We start from the raw sequence: 14,630 nt of genomic DNA on the forward strand, positions 1-14,630 counted from the left end.
CCATGATGGCCCGCCCCGAACGGAAGCCGAGTGATGTCCGACCTGCCGTGCGTCGACCTCTACCTGCGCAAATCGCGCGTGGTTCGCCATGAAGACCCCCGAGACCTGACCTCCATCCAGGCCCAGGAAGACAGTGGTCGCGCTTGGGCCGCCCGCGAGGGCTACCGCGTCCGCCACGTATGGGTGGACAACCTCTCCGCCTGGAGCGACGTCGAACGACCGGAGTTCGACAAGGCGCTCGCCGCGGTTCTGGCCGGTGAGGTGCCCGCCCTCTGGTGCGCATACCTGGACCGTTTCACCCGTAAGGGCATCGACGACATCGGGCCGATCCTCGGCAAGGCCCGGGTGATCTTCGACTACGACGGGCTCGACAGCTCGGTCGAGCGGGACCGACGGTGGATCATCGACCGTGCGGAGCAGGCACGTGAGTACTCCGTGCGGCTCTCGTACAACGTCAAGTCGGCCAGGGCGGCGGACCGGGCCCGGGGCAAGTGGACACAGATGGCGCCGTACGGCCTGCGTGCTGACAAGGCGCGAAAGCTCCACCACGTCCCCGAGGAGTGGCGGATCGTGCTGCACATCGTGAGCTGCATTGCTGACGGATTCTCGCAGCGGGCCGTCGCGAAGGGGCTCAACTCCGGTCCGAATCCGATACCGGGCCCCAGCGGAGGGGGATGGCAGGCGAATGCGATCTGCCGCATCCTTCGTAACCCCGTGTACGAGGGTTGGCAGGTGGCCCCGCGACGGCACGAGTCGACGCAGGGGCGCTTTCAGGCATACCGGGACAGTGAGGGAAACCGCGTCGGCGTGTTCGCGGATGGGGTCGAGCCGATTCCGCACGATCTCCTGACCCGGGCCCGGCAGGTGGCTGCTGGATTCGCCTTCATGACACCCGACCAAGCCGCGCGCAAGGGGGCTGTGCGGAAACTCCTCACTGACGCGGTGAAGTGCCACGGCTGCCACAGCGGTGCAGCGGCGGACTCGAACAACTACCGGTGTTGGCGGGCGGTGCAGGGCGATCACTGCCCAGCTCCGGTTTGTGTGGACCGCGACTGCGTTGAGGCATACGTCACGGAAGCCTGGTTCTCCCGGATGAACGTGGCCGCACCGGACGATCCGCTGCTGTTGATCGCGGCTGAACGGTGGGCAGGCCTGCAGCAGCCGGAGAACGCGGCTGCACTCGCGGACGCCATCGCAGCGTTGAAGACGGCGGAAGCCGGCATCAAGCGGTTGGCGGAGCAGCAGGCATCCGGGCTCTTCGACCCGCCGTTCGACACGCATCTGCCGAGGCTCCAGCTAGAAGCGCGAGCGGTGCTGGAGAACGCGAAGAAGCGGGTAGCCGAAGCGACGCCGAAGCGTCTGGATGTCAACTTCCTTACCGAGGACTCGCAGATTCGGGATGCCTGGGAGAAGGCTGATCTCCCGCTTCGCCGTGATCTGCTGCGGTTGGTGATCCGGCGATTTGTCGTGACAAAGGGCCGCCGCGGCTACAACACGTTCGACGGGCCCAGCCGGGTGGAGATCCACTGGCTCGACCAGCCCGACCCGTGGGTGCCCGTGGTCGACCAGGCTGGCTTCGACCGAGCGGCCTGACGTGGTGGGCGGCCTGCGAACTGTGGGTCGTGGGTCGCCTACCCGCATTTCGCGGCCGCACCAAATCGTGGATCTCCCTGGATGCTTGGACCTCCCATTGACCGGCAAGCGGAGGTCCCATGTCATCTGCCTCGATCACGTCCGCAACCGAAGCCAAGGATACGAAGGCAGGCGCGCCGCAATCCGGTTCAAGTCGCCACGGCCAGAACAATGATGAGCTCGGAGGGGTAGGCGCGGGCCGCACATGGAGCTTCACGGTTGCGACCCGGGACATCGCCGAACGGATTGCAGCTTCGCTCGGCGACCCGACTACGTCACGGCTGGTTTCGGCGGGCGAGAAGTACCAGGTAGCCACTGAGCGGACCAGCCTGTCGATCGTGCTCGATGGCCCGGAATCGCTCTCCTTGCGGATGGTGAGGCGAGGAGCACGCGGCTTCGATCACGTTTGCGATGGCGGTCGCTTCATCCGGCCCGCGAGCCGATCTGCGCTGCCCTGCGGATGTGGCACCACCTGGCCCGAGAGGAGGGCAGCGGCGAGGACGGGTGTCGGCCCGAAGCCGGACATCGGCATCGTCTTCCGCCTGGCCGGCTTGCCCAGCGCCGGCCGGTTCGCTTTCAGGTCTTCGTCATGGGATCTGGCGGAGATGGTCTCGCCTCTGGCAGAGGCCCTGCGGGGAACCGACGAGTCGGTTGGCTGTCAGTTGAGGATCAATCCCGTCAGGTTGCTCATGGCCGATGGTCGCGACGTGAGCTACCGGTCCATTGTGCTGGAGCGAGACGGCACGGGTGGCGGACGGATCAGGCAGGTGGCCGAACGCGCCGGGCGGAGACGTTCGAGTTCTGCTCGACTGGGAGCCACAAGCCGGCAGAAAGGCCGTGGCAGCTGGTGCTGGACACTGCGACCCGCGGCCAGGGGCTGATCGATCTCGGTACCGGCATCCTGGAGCGCCAGGGTGTCGCGGTCGAGGTCCTGCGGGCGGTCGACCTCGGCATCGCGACCGGTGTGTGGCCGGATATGACGGAGCACGGGTGTGAGACCGACGAGTGGCCGGTCATCTACTCGAAGGTCATGGACGCGGACATCCTGTCCGCGCCCGGTGATCAAGGTTGATGTGCGGGCCTGTGGGCTGTGATGTGCAGTTATTTGGGCGGGCTGGGGGACGGTGGGTGGTCGGTTGGTGGGCTGAGGTGGCCTGATGGGAGGGGGCGTGCAGATGTACTGGTCGCTGCTCAGGTTCATTGGGCACCGACAGTCGGCCGAAGCGCGGGGAGGGGAGGCGCTGATGATGCTGTGAGCCGGCTGCGAAGCGGAATCACGGTCACTTCTTGTGTCGTACTCGATGCGTACAGGTGCCCCGTCCGCACAGACTCCTCCCTGGGCTCCCGACGGGCGGGAGCAAGGATGGGGGGAACAGCATGCGACTTGGAAAGCGCCTGGCGACCAGCGCCGCCGCGCTCGGTCTGGCCAGCGTGAGCGTCATCGGCTTCGGGGCCACGGCGGCACACGCCGACGGCTGTCGGGGGTACGGGACCACTTACAAGGCGAGCGTGGAAATGTGCCTCAGCAGCGACAATGCGTCGTTGATCAGCTGGAGCTGGAGCGACACCCACGGCAGCACGGACGAACGGATGTACTTCCTCGTACAGACGGACTGCGGCGGCTCCTGGCACGCCGTCTACGACCAGAACTTCAACGACGAGAACCAGAGGACCTCGGATAGCGGCCAGGAATACTGTCCTTACGGGGCGGCCAACTGGATTTTCGCCTCCTACGCGACCGAGTCCGGAGGCTGGACCGGCGGGAATACCGTCTGAGCATCGAACTGGTGATCACTGTCTGAACTGGCCCCCGGCGGAGTTCCCCGCCGGGGGTCGCAGACTTCCAGCGAGGGGGCACCCGTGGCTGCCGCTGAATCAGCGGAACACTTCGGCACTGGGGTGGGCCTGGCGGTCACCCTATCTGGACCGCCGGTCTAGAATAAGCACGCTGCTGTTTTCCTGTGCCTTTCAACTTTGCACCTGCATTCCTCCTTCAGTAGCCCATCAGACGATTCCAGGCAATTGCTGGTGCGTACTGAGCGGACTTGTTTGCCGCCGGCTTCGGGTAACCTCCACGGCCTACGAGAACACCTCGGACACTGATGGCTAAGGCCCGTAGGGAATCAACGTGTTGCTTCCCTGTCGGCGGCTCGTGGACGTGGTATGCGCATCTCCGAATCGGCCCGTGACCAACTCGCCCTGAAGTTCGACGTGTTGTTCCCGCACCTCGATGAGCGTCAACGACGTCTGCTCATGGCGGCCGAGGCCCGGCTGCTCGGCCCTGGCGCGGAACGAGTCGGCGGGCAGCCGCAGCGGCGGTCGCGACCTTCCCGGTCCCGCAGGCTGCGACGACCTGCCCCCGCAACCCGTCTCTCGGGATTCTCTCGCCCGGGGGTCGAGTCCGCGCACGATCGCGTCGACCGCCTCGATCTGATGGGCCCGCAGTTTCATCACCGGCGACCTGCCACCTCCACGCCCATGGTGGTGGATCACGGGCCTGTCCGCACGTGCTAAGGGTTGTCTGCTGGAGGTGCCCTGTGCCCGTAGCGTCCACTGGCCTGCCCGTAACGCTCGGCGAGACCTCTTCCCGGACCAGACCGCCGCCGCCCTCGGCTTTGACGAGGGCGCCGTCCGGCAGCCGGTGGCCCGTTTTCGGCTGGCTCGGTCCCTGTTCTCCCTGGTGTCGAGACGCCCTGGCACGCAGCGGACGGACGGACGGGCTGGCGAAGGCGGTGCCCGGACGTGCCGACGGTACGGCCGGGGTTCGCGGCACTGGAGCCGGTGTTGCTCGCCGTGCTGTCAGGCCGTGTTCGTTTTGGCTCGTACGGTGTCGGCTGTCGGGTCTCCGCGTTGTTCGAGGATGGTGTGGGCCTGCTGCCAGGCCTGGATCGCTTCGGCGGTTCGGCCTGCCGCTGCCAGGGCGTCGCCCAGGCCGTCCAGGCTGGTGGCCCGCCCGAGTTCGTCGCCGAGGTGTTCGCGCATCTCGATCGCCTCGCGGAACCGGTGGGCGGCTCCTTCGGTGTCTCCGAGCGCGGCACGGGTCTGCGCCGTGCTGTCCAGGACGCTGGCCAGGACGAAGGGCTTCGGGTGGCGGTGCAGGGTGTCGATGGCCTCCTCGAAGCACGACGTTGCTTCCGAGTGTCGGCCGAGGCGTTGGAGCGTGCATCCGAGATTGTTCAGGCTGGACGCGAGGAGCCCCGGTGCGGCCCGCAGGTCGGGGATCGCCCGCCGGTACAGCGTGGCGGCGGACTCGAGGTCGTCCGTCAGATTGCAGCTGTCGGCGTAGTGACTCGTGCTGACCGCAATCGCGAGGGGCTCGCCGACCGCCATCGCGAGGTCGAGCGCCTGGCGGGCCAGGACGCGGGCCTGGGGGAGCCGTCGCTGTCCGCGGGCCGCCCCGTACAGGCCGAAGACCATCCGACGCTGCGCCTGGACGTCGCCGAGGCGCCGGGCCGCCTCCAACCCGAGGTCGTGGACCCTGTTCAGCTCGGACCAGTGCCCCGCCTGCGTCTGGAACGAGAAGAGCAGGCTGGGCAGCTGCCAGGTCGCCGCTCGGGGCTCGCTGCTACTCCACTCGGTGACGGCGACCATGTTCGCGTGCTCCAACCGGCACCAGCCGAACGCCTCCGGGCGGTCGGCGAACGACAGCGCGCTCGCCGACGGCGGGACCGCGGCCAGGTAGTCGGTCGACTTGTCGGGGTTCATGCGCAGCGCGGCGGCCTTCATGCTCTGCAGGTACCAGGTAAGCAGGCGTTCCATCGCGCTCCGGCGCTCGCCCGCCGCCACTTCCGCCTCGGCGAGCTCGCCGGCGTAACGGCGGATCAGGTCATGGAACTGGAACCGGCCGAAAGCCGCGCTCTGCAGCAGACTCTCGTCCTGAAGCAGCTCCAGACACGCCCGGGCCTCCTTCAGCGAAATGCCGGCCAGCGCAGCCGCCGCGGGCGCGGTGAAGTCGCCGGCGGGCAGCAGACCCAATAACCGCAGCAGACCCCTGGCCTGATCCGGCAGCTCACGACACGACACCTCAAGGACCGGCCGCAGCCTGCGACCGTCGATGGCCATCGTGTCCAGTCCCTCGGCCCGCAGGCGCCCCGCCAACTCGGCCAGACTCCACACCGGCCGGGACCGAAGCCGAGCCGCGACCAGCGAGACCGCCAACGGCAGGTACCCGCACAGCGCGACGATCTCCGCCGCCGCCTCCGGCTCCAACCCCACCCGCTCGACCCCCGCGATCCGCGCGAGCAACTCCACCGCCTCACCGGGCTCGAACACATCCAGCATGTGCAGCGACGCACCCTCCAAACCGGCCAGCGCACGCCGACTGGTGACCAACACCATGCACGTGGAACTGGCCGGGATCAGGTCACGAACCTGCTCCTCACCGGCCGCGTTGTCGAGCAGCAGCAGCGCCTCCTTGCCGTGCATCCGATCCCGGAACATCGCAGCCCGCTCCTCCAGACCCGCCGGGATCTGCTGCGCCGGCACCTCCAACTGCCGCAGCAGCGCGTCCAGGACAGCCGACGGGTCGGCCGGAGAGTGATCGGGGTCGAACCCGCGAAGGTTCACGTACAACTGCATATCGCCGTAGCGCCCGGCCCGGACCAACGCGTGGGCGGCGTGCACGGCCAACTGGGTCTTGCCGACCCCGCCCATGCCCTCGATCGCCGAGACCACCACGGTCACCGGGCCCCCACCACCAGCCGGCCGACCGGCATCCAGCAGCCTCGCCAGCTCTCCACCGCGCCCGGTGAACGTCGCCAAGTCCGCCGGCAACTGCCGCAGCACCCCACCGGGGTCTGCACCCTTGGCCCGGGCGTGTACGCGCACGCACGCCGCTCGCCACCGGTCGACCGCCTGCTCGTCCACGCCCAGTGCGCGGACGATCGCCGTGACCAGGTCGAAGTCCAGGCGCTGGCGGTGGGGTTTGAAGACGTCGATCACCGTCGAAGCGGACACCACCTGCGGAACCGGCAGGAGCGGACCTGCGCGCTTGGCCAACGTGCGGTAGGACGGCGCCCCGGCCCACAGTCGCAGTCGCCCCAGCGTCTCGATGAAGTCCCGCAGGTCAACGACCCTGTCGGGTTGTGGCATAGACCTGTCATCAGGCACGGCAAACCCCCCCCCAAATCGATTCACGACATCCCCCTGACACCCCATTGATCAGTCTAGGGGCGGTGCGTGGACTTGCGTGGAGTTCTTGGTGCACGCGGTTCGGACACGGCAACGTTGTCCGCGCCGCCACGAGGGCGGCCCGCCCGGACGACAGCCACTTGTCGACACCGAGGACGGTGCCCAGAACACCCGCCAGTCAGGAGACAGCAACCATGCTCAAGCCCCGCAAGCCCGGACGCGCCATCGCCGCCGGCAGCCTCTCCGGCAACCTCGTGGAGGCCTGACCGTGAATCTCCGGCGCTCCCTCACCAGCCTGGCCGCCCTCGGCCTGTCCACCACCGCCCTCGCATGCCTGGGTGCGACCTCGGCGCACGCCGACCCCACCCAGTGGTGCTCCAACTGGGCGGGTTCCCGCTACGGGGCCCCATACCGAATCTGCATGACCGATTACGGCAACCAGGTTGCGATCCACTGGGACGTCAACGCCTCCCGTACCAGTACTGACGAGCGCTTCTACGTCCGGGTCGCGTCCTCGTGCGGCGACCGGTTCAACACCGACTGGAACGACTGGCAGGACAACGGCTCGAACAGCGGCGACGCCTGGTCCGGCACCTGCTCCACCGGCGGCTTCGAAGCGCAGATCTGGCCGACCGAGTCCGGCAGCCAGGACGGCCCCACCATGACGATCGGCTGACAATCCCAAGACCGCACGACAGCTGAGGTACGACGGGATGTCAGCCGTCGCCTGACACGCAACAGGGCCAGCACCTGCAAGGGCCTGGTCATCCACGTCTGCTGACCGTCTCCTCCAGCGAGTTCTCATCCCCTTGACGAAGAAAGAGGATCTGATGCGTCTTCGTACCATCGGCGCCACCGCCGCGGTAGCGGCCACACTCGTGCTCGCCGCCGCCGGAACCTCCCAGGCCGCCATCTCCGACGGCTGGTCCTGGGCGGGCGACACCGGCCAGGGCGCAGCCGTGATGATTCACGGTGGTCTCAACAGCAGCGACTTCGAGTACACCTTCGATCTCTCCCACGCGCGCACGGACGAGCGGGTCTACTTCGTCGTGTACACCGACTGTGGCTCCTTCACGCCGGCCAGCGTCAACACCTTCGCGCAGACCTATGGGTACGGCACCGACGGCTGCAATGTGACCCGGGTGATCTGGACGGCCACGGAATCCGGGCACTCCTCCGGTTCCGGCCAGGCCGTCTTCACCTGAGCCACCACCCCCAGCCCGGCGGCTCCCTCCCTTTCCTGGGTTCGGGAGCCGCACTCTCCCTGCTCCAGCGGCGCGCAGGCCGACGATGCGGCCACCACGCCTGCCGCCGTCGCGGCCGCCGCCGGTCAGCGGCGGGACGGCGTACAGACCCGGCACGGCCAGCAGGTCCTTGTCGGTCGACCAGGCGTGCGAGCTGACGGTCGGTGTGCAGGTCCGGAACGGCGTAGACGTGCAGGACGCGGCCGACGGCGGGCCAGGGCCCGCCCTGGAACTTCGGAGTGAACTTCTCCATCGTGGACTTCTCCCTCACATGCGGTGCGGGCGCCCCCGTGCCGGGCGGCACGGGCGCCACGGTGGTCAGGACTGGCCGAGGCGCAGCTGGTGGACGCGCTCGAAGGTGTAGCTGTTGAGGTCGGGGCGTTGGCGTTCCCATACCAGCCACACGCTAGAGACGGTGGCCCGGGCGCGGATCGCGGGCCGGATGCTTTTGCCGATCTCGGAGGCGAACTGGTCTGATCGGGCCCCCAGTTCGGGAGTGTCGCTGTCCTGGTTTGGCGTAGGCGATGGAAACGTGCGGGTAGTAGACCGGTGGGATGCGCGGGAACCGGTCGGTGGTGATCTCGGCGGTGGCCTGCGAGGTGATCTCCCACAGCCTGCGGGCCGGGGCGCCGGGCCGGGCACTCCAGCGCGACCGTGCCGACACCGGGGCGGTCCAGCAGCAGCTCAACGGGGCGAAAGCCTCGCACTGCGCGCCGACGCGCTCGACGATCGCGGAGATCTCGCCGGGCGCGACCTCTTCGACCGGGGCGGAGTGCAGCACTGTGGCGTGGTACCAGGAGGGCTGGACGGGGATGAGGCTGTCTCGGTGGGTCAACTCACGGTAGGGCTCGAACAATGCGGTCCGGGTGATCTCGGGGTCCGGCAGGAAGTGCCAGTGGTAGGCCTCCCGACCGGCGGGCCAGCGGCGGATGACGGTCTTGAAGAAGCTGTCAATCGTGCTGTCCTTCGGGGAGCCGGGTAGATGGGCGGGTGTGGCCTGTGGTCAGGGCGCGAGCGCGTTGGCGGGCTGGTCGGTGTCCTCGGCTTGGTGCGGGACGGTGCCGATCTCGTACTGGCTGGCCTGAAGCAGGTACGCCTGGCTGTAGCGGGTGGCGGGCTGCTGGGCCATCAGCTCCTCGTGGGTGCCCTGTTCGATGAGTCGGCCCTGGTCGAGGACGTAGATGTGATCGGCCTTGGCGGTGGCGGCCAGGCGGTGGGTGATGAGTACGACGGTGACGCCCAGGGCGGTGAGCTCCCGGATCCGTTCGAACGCGGCGACCTCGGCGCGGGCGTCGAGGGCGGAGGTGGGTTCGTCCACGATGACCAGGTGCGGCAGCCGGCCTGCGGGGCCTTGGGTGGTGACGCGCAGGTGGGTGCGGGCGAGGGCGACTTTCTGCCACTGCCCGCCGGACAGGTTGACGCCGCCCTCGAAGCCCTTGTAGACGAGGGTCCGCCAGCCGCGCCGCAGGTCGCCGATCACTGCGGTCAGGTCGGCATAGTCGGCGGAGGCGTCCAGTTGTTCCTGTCCGATGGCCTGCTCGGGACGGCCGAGGAGCAGGTTGGCCAGCATGGTGAACTGCCAGCGCTGGAAGTTCTGCGCGAACAGCGCGACCGAGGCGAACAGTTGGTCGCGGTCGGCGGTGGCGGTATCGACGTCGTCCCACATGATCCGCCCCTGGTGCGGTTGGTAGACGCCGGAGAGGAGGTTGACCAGGGTGCTCTTGCCGGAGCCGTTGTCGCCCACCAGCGCGATCACCTTGCCCCGTGGGATCTCCAGGGAGACCTTGTCGAGGGCGGGGGTGTCGCGGCCTGTGTAGGTGAAGGAGACGCCCTCGACGCGGATGACCTTGGGGCGTTGGGGAAGTTCGGTGCCGCCGGTGGGGATGGCCCGCTTGGCGCCCTCGTGGCGCAGCGTGTCCAGGTCCCGCACGAACAGCGCGTCCTCGTACAGGCTGTTGACCTGGGCCACCAGGGTGCCGATGCTGGCGGATCCGCTGCGGATCGCCAGGACCGCGGTGCCGGCCACGGCCAGCGGCATCGAGCCGCCAGTCACCAGGAAGCCGAGGAGTGCGTACGCCCCCACCAGCGCCAGGCCGGCCAGCGTGGCGGTGAGTACGTCGGTGCGGGCCTTCGCCCCGGCCAGGCGTCCCTGCTCGCGCGCGGCCTCGTGCGCCATGGCCACGTAGTGCCGCAGCACGAACGGGCCCGACGCGTGGACCCGCAGCTCGGCCGCCGACCAGGGGTGGACCAGCATGTCCGCCAGCAGCAAGGCCGCGCGCGAGTGCTGCAGCCAGGCCCTGCGCGAGGCGTAGCGGCGTCGGGCGGTGCGCACGGCTCCCCAGCCGCGCGGCGCGCAGATCAGCAGCAGCATCGGCAGCAGCGCGGGGTGCAGGACGGACAGCACGCCGGCGACGGAGACGAGGCTGAAGCTGGAGGTGAGCACGCTGGTGGCCTGGCCGACCAGGCGCTGGACGGAGAGCGCGCCGAAGCGGGCGGAGTCTACGGCGGACAGGAAGTCCGGGTCCTCGATGGCCTCCAGTTCGGTGCGGCTGACGATACTCAGGAAGTCGGCGGTGGCCTGCTCGAAGACGGCCGGCTCCAGGCGGCCGGTCGCCCAGCTGGAGGCGGCCAGCAGCAGTGCGGACAACCCGGCGACGGTCGCGGCCGCGATGATCGCCGGCAGCGCGGTGTGCAGCGCGTGGTGGACGGTGCCGGCCGACAGCAGCGCGCGCAGCGCCCGGTTGGTGGCCAGCAGGCCAACCGCCGCAGCCAGGCCGCGCAGCAGCTCGGCGGTCAGCAGGGTGATCAGCGCGGTGCGGTCCGCCCGCCAGGACAGCCGTCCGGCCAGGCGCAGCATGCCGGGCAGCTGCCGGACGATGGCCAGGAACGTGACGTCACCGCTGGCCAGTTCGTGCTTGGCCCAGCCGTAGTCGTAGCGCATCGGGCCGCCGAACAGCAGTTGCTCGCTCTCCGATCCGGGGTTGTCGGCCTCAGGGTTGTCGGGGGCGGTGTCGTCGGGGGTGGCGGTGCTCACGCGGTCGCTCCTGTTCGTTGTGATGGCAACGGTGGGTGTTGGTGCGCTACCTGTGTCCGGGCGAGGGCCACTTCACGGCGAGGAACTGCGGGCCGCTGTGGAGGTAGCCGGTGAGTGCGGCCGTTGTGCCGGGGAACATCGGCGCGGGCAGGGCGTCGATCGGGGACCAGCGGACGTCCTCGTGCTTGTGCGGTTCCCGGTTGATTGGCTGGCCCTGCCAGCGGTCGGTGGCGAACTGGAGGTGGACGAACTGGCCTTGGCCGTCCCCGCCCTGGGCGACGTGCAGGACCCGGTCCAGGCGCAGGTCGGCCAGGTCCACGACCAGGCCGGTCTCCTCGCGGAGTTCACGCACAGCGGCCCGATCCGCGCTCTCACCGGGCTCGACCTTGCCACCGGGCAGCGTCCAGATCGGCTCCGGACTCCAACTACGGGCTCCATAGAGCACGGTGACGATCCGGTCCAGATCGCGGTCGTGGACGACGACACCGACCGTCAGTCGGCTGGTCATGGTGTTCATGCGCTCCTCCTTGAACTCGCGGACGGGCACACTTGGTTGCGCAGCAGGTCAAGTGCGCGGCGGGCGTAGCCGTGGATCTCCGGGTCGCGGTGGTCGGTGGCCCACTTCAACGCGGACGGGCAGTCGATCGCCGCCCACGCCCGGCAGGCCGCCTCCTCGGCTGCAGTCAGCGGGCGGCCGTACCCGTCGAAGAACGCCTCGGCCAGCGCGGGCCGGCCGGCGGTGACCTGATAGACGATCCGCATCAGGTCGTGGCAGGCCGCCTCCTCGATCGCCGTCCGCTCGAAATCGATGACACACAGCCGCAGTTCACCACCCAGTCCGATGATCCAGTTGCGGGGGCTGAAGTCGCCGTGACACAGCACCATCGGCAGGCTCGGCGGGGGCTCGGCCGAGGCGGCGGCCAGCACCCCGACGTCCTGCGCCGACAGACCCAGGTCCATGGCCGAGTCGAGGGCCTTCGCCCGCTGCTGCGCCCACAGCGGCGCGTACCGCTGCGGGTCCGGCTCCGCGGTAAGGGCGTGCATGCCGGCCGCGACGACGCCGGCTTGCCGGAACACCTCCACGGTCTGCCGCGGGCTCAACTCCGCGCGGCGCAGCGGGAGACCGTCCAGGCCGCGGGTGACGATCAGCCGGCCGTCCGGGTCCCGGTCGGCGATCCAGGTTGCGCGCCGCGGGCCGAGCGCGTGCACGAACTCGTCGTAGGCCCGGCATTCGCGCCGGTGGAGCAGGTCGTTCCAGTGGCGCTTGGCGAACCAGCGGCGCCCGGCCCTGTCCCCCACCTCCCAGACCGACGGGGCGCCGCTGCGGTCACGCGAGCGCACGCCGATCAGGTGCCACGGTCCGATGGCCCGGTCCAGCAGCAGCTCGACGTCCACCGGCAGTCCCATCACGGTGCCCGCGCTCACCTCTAGAATCCCCTTGCCTGGAACCCCCTGGCCGACAACGGCTCGTCCCGGGCGATCGCGTCCAGGGCCTGGACGGTGTAGCCGACCACCGGCTCCGGCAGTGCGCCGAGCGGCCACCAGCGCAGTTCGTGGCACTTCTGCGGCTCGGTGTTGGTGATCTCTCCGGTGTACCGGGTGGGCCGGAAGAACAGCTGGAGCCGGCCCGCGCCGTCGTCGGCGTCCAGGTCGTGCAGGGTTTGCACCAGCTCCAGCTCTTGCGGGTCGATGCCGATACCCAGCTCTTCGCGGGCTTCCCGGGCGGCGCCCTCAGCCACGCTCTCGCCGCGCTCCAGGTGGCCGGCCGGCAGGTGCCAGGTCTGGTCGGCGTAGGCGGCGCTGCGGCGCAGCCCGAGCAGCACCAAGCCGTCCTCCACGAGGACCAGGTGCACGCCGATCACCGTTCTGTACGGCATAAGACCTCCTGAGGGCATGAGATTTGGCGCGGTCCGTCCGGCATTCGGGCGGGCTCGGAGCGACGATCCTGGCAGGGCCGACGGACAGTCGGCGGCGTGTCGCCTGAGGCTTCACTCGATCAGGCGAGTGTGTGTTCGGGTGGGCTGCGCTGGCTCGGCCACGGGCGTTTCAGTCACAGGGCGGCTGCTGCTGCGGCGATGAGCTCCCGGGCGGGCTGCCCGTACACGGCGGAGCGCGCCAGGCTGTCGAACGCTCGTTGGAAGCTGGTGACGAGGTCCGGGCTGGTGACGGTCTCCGGTCCCTTGTAGCTCTCCAGTTCCACACGGGACCCGTCGTGGATCGAGAACGCGTCGCTTGGGTAGACGGTCAGGCGGGCCCAGGCCGGGATAATCCCGAGCCGCAGTCCGGGTAGGTCGAAGGCGGCTTCCAGGCTCTGGAGTTGAAGGTGAATCACCTGTGGTTCGGCGACGCCGGTGAGCAGGGCTTGCTCGCCGAGCAGCAGGTGATGGGTGCGGCCGACGTCTCCGAGGTACTCGCTGCGGGCCACGCGTTCGGCGACGGCTTCGGCCACGTCGTCAGGCAGTTGGTGATGGTCAGCGACCAGGCGCAGGACGGCGGTCGCGTACTCCTCTGTTTGCAGGAGCCCGGGGATGAGGTACGGGCTGTATTCGGAGTAGTGGATGGTCGAGGCGGTGAGGTCGCGGAAGGCGCGCTGCACGCGGGCAGTGCCCTGCTGGAGCAGGCCGTCCATGGCGGCTGGGGGCGACGGCGGGGTGGTCATGATGCTGCTCGCTCTCGACGCTGGTGGCATGGGTCGATGGCAGTGTCGGCCTGTGGGGGTTCGGTTAGAGGGCCCGCAGGACGGGTGTGCCGGGCGCCCCGAGGGTGAACGGCAGACGGGCGCCGAGCCGGACGACGTGGCCAGTGCCGATCATGAGGACGGTGTCGCCGGGGGCTGCGAGTTTGGCGATCAGTTGCTCGACGCCGGCGGCGGCGAGGTCGTCGCCGGGCAGCTCGATCGTGTGTACGTGGGCGTCCAAGCCGGCGATGGTGGCCGCGCGCGCGACGGCGTCGCTGCTGGTGGGCATGCCGGGATTGTCCACGCGGTGTCGGCCGTATGGCGGCAGGAGGATCAGCTCGTCGGCGACGGCGAGCTGTGCGCCGATGGCCTTGGCCTGGGCGCCGGTTCGCGACGAATGCGAGGGCTCGTAGACCGCGACGATCCGGCCGGTGGGGCTGATGGCGCGGGCGGCTTTGAGGTCATTGGCGATTTCAGCGGGGTGGCGGGCAAGTGAGTCCAGAACGGTGATGCCGGCTTGGCGGCCCCGGACGGTCAGGGATCGCTCGATGCCCTGGTACTGCTCCAGGCCCCGGCCCAGCTCACCGGGGTCGGCACCGAGCGCGAGGCCGACGGCCATCGCGAGAGCGGCCGACGTGGCCGCGTGGCGGCCGGGCACCGCGATCCGCAGGGCATGGGTCCGGCCGGCGCTGTCGTACAGGGTGAGAGCACTGCCGCTTCCGCCCTCGATCAGCTTGACGATCCGCGCGTCGCTCCCATGTCCCTGGCCGACGCTCACCACCCTTAGGGCTTGCAGATCATCAACTCGCAGTCTTGATCTCTGCCGGAAGAGTGATGCCTTGGGTCGTGGCGAGCTTGTAGAGGGCGTCCAGGTCGGACAGTTGGGCTCCGGCAGGCTCGATGGTGTGGCCTG

Annotated in this window: 14 protein-coding genes; 7 read left to right on the forward strand and 7 right to left on the reverse strand. The window is 69.3% G+C overall.

Annotated features, from left to right (window positions below; all coding sequences use genetic code 11):
- Nucleotides 1-33 precede the first annotated feature (33 nt).
- The 4 genes from AC060L_RS22445 (at nucleotide 34) to AC060L_RS22460 (ending at nucleotide 3,408) form a co-directional block, all read left to right on the forward strand.
- Complete coding sequence (locus tag AC060L_RS22445) at nucleotides 34-1,593, forward strand: recombinase family protein (RefSeq protein ID WP_483800641.1); 1,560 nt, start codon at nucleotides 34-36, stop codon at nucleotides 1,591-1,593.
- Nucleotides 1,594-1,712: 119 nt separating this feature from the next.
- Nucleotides 1,713-2,513, forward strand: a complete 801-nt coding sequence (locus AC060L_RS22450; protein ID WP_483800642.1) for a hypothetical protein — start codon at nucleotides 1,713-1,715, stop codon at nucleotides 2,511-2,513.
- Nucleotides 2,480-2,704 carry a hypothetical protein gene (locus tag AC060L_RS22455; protein WP_483800643.1) on the forward strand — a complete coding sequence of 75 codons (225 nt, stop codon included), beginning with the start codon at nucleotides 2,480-2,482 and terminating at the stop codon, nucleotides 2,702-2,704. The genes AC060L_RS22450 and AC060L_RS22455 overlap by 34 nt, the downstream gene beginning before the upstream one ends.
- 305 nt (nucleotides 2,705-3,009) lie before the next feature.
- Nucleotides 3,010-3,408, forward strand: a complete 399-nt coding sequence (locus tag AC060L_RS22460; protein ID WP_483800644.1) for a hypothetical protein — start codon at nucleotides 3,010-3,012, stop codon at nucleotides 3,406-3,408.
- 1,023 nt (nucleotides 3,409-4,431) lie between these two features.
- On the opposite strand, the gene AC060L_RS22465 is transcribed toward AC060L_RS22460, so the two are convergent.
- Nucleotides 4,432-6,723 (reverse strand): tetratricopeptide repeat protein, encoded by a 2,292-nt coding sequence (locus AC060L_RS22465; protein WP_483800645.1) that lies wholly within the window; start codon nucleotides 6,721-6,723, stop codon nucleotides 4,432-4,434.
- A 307-nt stretch (nucleotides 6,724-7,030) separates the two neighbouring features.
- On the opposite strand from AC060L_RS22465, the gene AC060L_RS22470 reads away from it, so the two are divergent.
- The 3 genes from AC060L_RS22470 to AC060L_RS22480 all read left to right on the forward strand — a co-directional run bounded on the left by AC060L_RS22470 (nucleotide 7,031) and on the right by AC060L_RS22480 (nucleotide 8,851).
- Nucleotides 7,031-7,438 (forward strand): hypothetical protein, encoded by a 408-nt coding sequence (locus tag AC060L_RS22470; protein WP_483800646.1) that lies wholly within the window; start codon nucleotides 7,031-7,033, stop codon nucleotides 7,436-7,438.
- A 154-nt stretch (nucleotides 7,439-7,592) separates the two neighbouring features.
- Complete coding sequence (locus AC060L_RS22475) at nucleotides 7,593-7,967, forward strand: hypothetical protein (RefSeq protein WP_483800647.1); 375 nt, start codon at nucleotides 7,593-7,595, stop codon at nucleotides 7,965-7,967.
- Between the two features lie 593 nt (nucleotides 7,968-8,560).
- Nucleotides 8,561-8,851, forward strand: a complete 291-nt coding sequence (locus tag AC060L_RS22480) for a hypothetical protein (RefSeq protein WP_483800648.1) — start codon at nucleotides 8,561-8,563, stop codon at nucleotides 8,849-8,851.
- A gap of 158 nt (nucleotides 8,852-9,009) precedes the next feature.
- Here the strand turns inward: AC060L_RS22480 and AC060L_RS22485 are convergent, their stop codons facing one another.
- From AC060L_RS22485 to AC060L_RS22510, 6 genes are all read right to left on the reverse strand, one after another.
- Nucleotides 9,010-11,040, reverse strand: coding sequence for an ATP-binding cassette domain-containing protein (locus tag AC060L_RS22485; RefSeq protein ID WP_483800649.1), 2,031 nt, complete (start codon nucleotides 11,038-11,040; stop codon nucleotides 9,010-9,012).
- A 46-nt stretch (nucleotides 11,041-11,086) separates the two neighbouring features.
- Nucleotides 11,087-11,557 (reverse strand): NUDIX domain-containing protein, encoded by a 471-nt coding sequence (locus tag AC060L_RS22490; protein ID WP_483800650.1) that lies wholly within the window; start codon nucleotides 11,555-11,557, stop codon nucleotides 11,087-11,089.
- Nucleotides 11,554-12,465 carry a phosphotransferase enzyme family protein gene (locus tag AC060L_RS22495; RefSeq protein ID WP_483800651.1) on the reverse strand — a complete coding sequence of 304 codons (912 nt, stop codon included), beginning with the start codon at nucleotides 12,463-12,465 and terminating at the stop codon, nucleotides 11,554-11,556. Before AC060L_RS22495 ends, AC060L_RS22490 begins: the two co-directional genes overlap by 4 nt.
- Before the next feature lie 2 nt (nucleotides 12,466-12,467).
- Nucleotides 12,468-12,917: an NUDIX hydrolase gene (locus AC060L_RS22500; RefSeq protein WP_483800652.1), complete on the reverse strand. Its 450-nt coding sequence runs from the start codon at nucleotides 12,915-12,917 to the stop codon at nucleotides 12,468-12,470.
- A gap of 173 nt (nucleotides 12,918-13,090) precedes the next feature.
- Nucleotides 13,091-13,699 (reverse strand): DUF5753 domain-containing protein, encoded by a 609-nt coding sequence (locus tag AC060L_RS22505; protein ID WP_483800653.1) that lies wholly within the window; start codon nucleotides 13,697-13,699, stop codon nucleotides 13,091-13,093.
- A gap of 64 nt (nucleotides 13,700-13,763) precedes the next feature.
- The gene (locus AC060L_RS22510) at nucleotides 13,764-14,495 is read right to left on the reverse strand and encodes a glutamate ligase domain-containing protein (RefSeq protein WP_483800654.1); all 732 of its coding nucleotides are present in this window, start codon (nucleotides 14,493-14,495) and stop codon (nucleotides 13,764-13,766) included.
- Nucleotides 14,496-14,630 lie beyond the last annotated feature (135 nt).

This window comes from Kitasatospora sp. NEAU-69, assembly GCF_057158765.1.

What these genes read in the sequence shown, in the direction of transcription:
- AC060L_RS22445 (WP_483800641.1), top strand. Translation starts at nt 34, where the DNA reads ATGTCCGACCTGCCGTGCGTCGACCTCTACCTGCGCAAATCGCGCGTG.
- AC060L_RS22450 (WP_483800642.1), top strand. Translation starts at nt 1,713, where the DNA reads ATGTCATCTGCCTCGATCACGTCCGCAACCGAAGCCAAGGATACGAAG.
- AC060L_RS22460 (WP_483800644.1), top strand. Translation starts at nt 3,010, where the DNA reads ATGCGACTTGGAAAGCGCCTGGCGACCAGCGCCGCCGCGCTCGGTCTG.
- AC060L_RS22465 (WP_483800645.1), bottom strand. Translation starts at nt 6,723, where the DNA reads ATGCCACAACCCGACAGGGTCGTTGACCTGCGGGACTTCATCGAGACG.
- AC060L_RS22475 (WP_483800647.1), top strand. Translation starts at nt 7,593, where the DNA reads ATGCGTCTTCGTACCATCGGCGCCACCGCCGCGGTAGCGGCCACACTC.
- AC060L_RS22480 (WP_483800648.1), top strand. Translation starts at nt 8,561, where the DNA reads ATGCGCGGGAACCGGTCGGTGGTGATCTCGGCGGTGGCCTGCGAGGTG.
- AC060L_RS22490 (WP_483800650.1), bottom strand. Translation starts at nt 11,557, where the DNA reads ATGAACACCATGACCAGCCGACTGACGGTCGGTGTCGTCGTCCACGAC.
- AC060L_RS22500 (WP_483800652.1), bottom strand. Translation starts at nt 12,917, where the DNA reads ATGCCGTACAGAACGGTGATCGGCGTGCACCTGGTCCTCGTGGAGGAC.
- AC060L_RS22505 (WP_483800653.1), bottom strand. Translation starts at nt 13,699, where the DNA reads ATGACCACCCCGCCGTCGCCCCCAGCCGCCATGGACGGCCTGCTCCAG.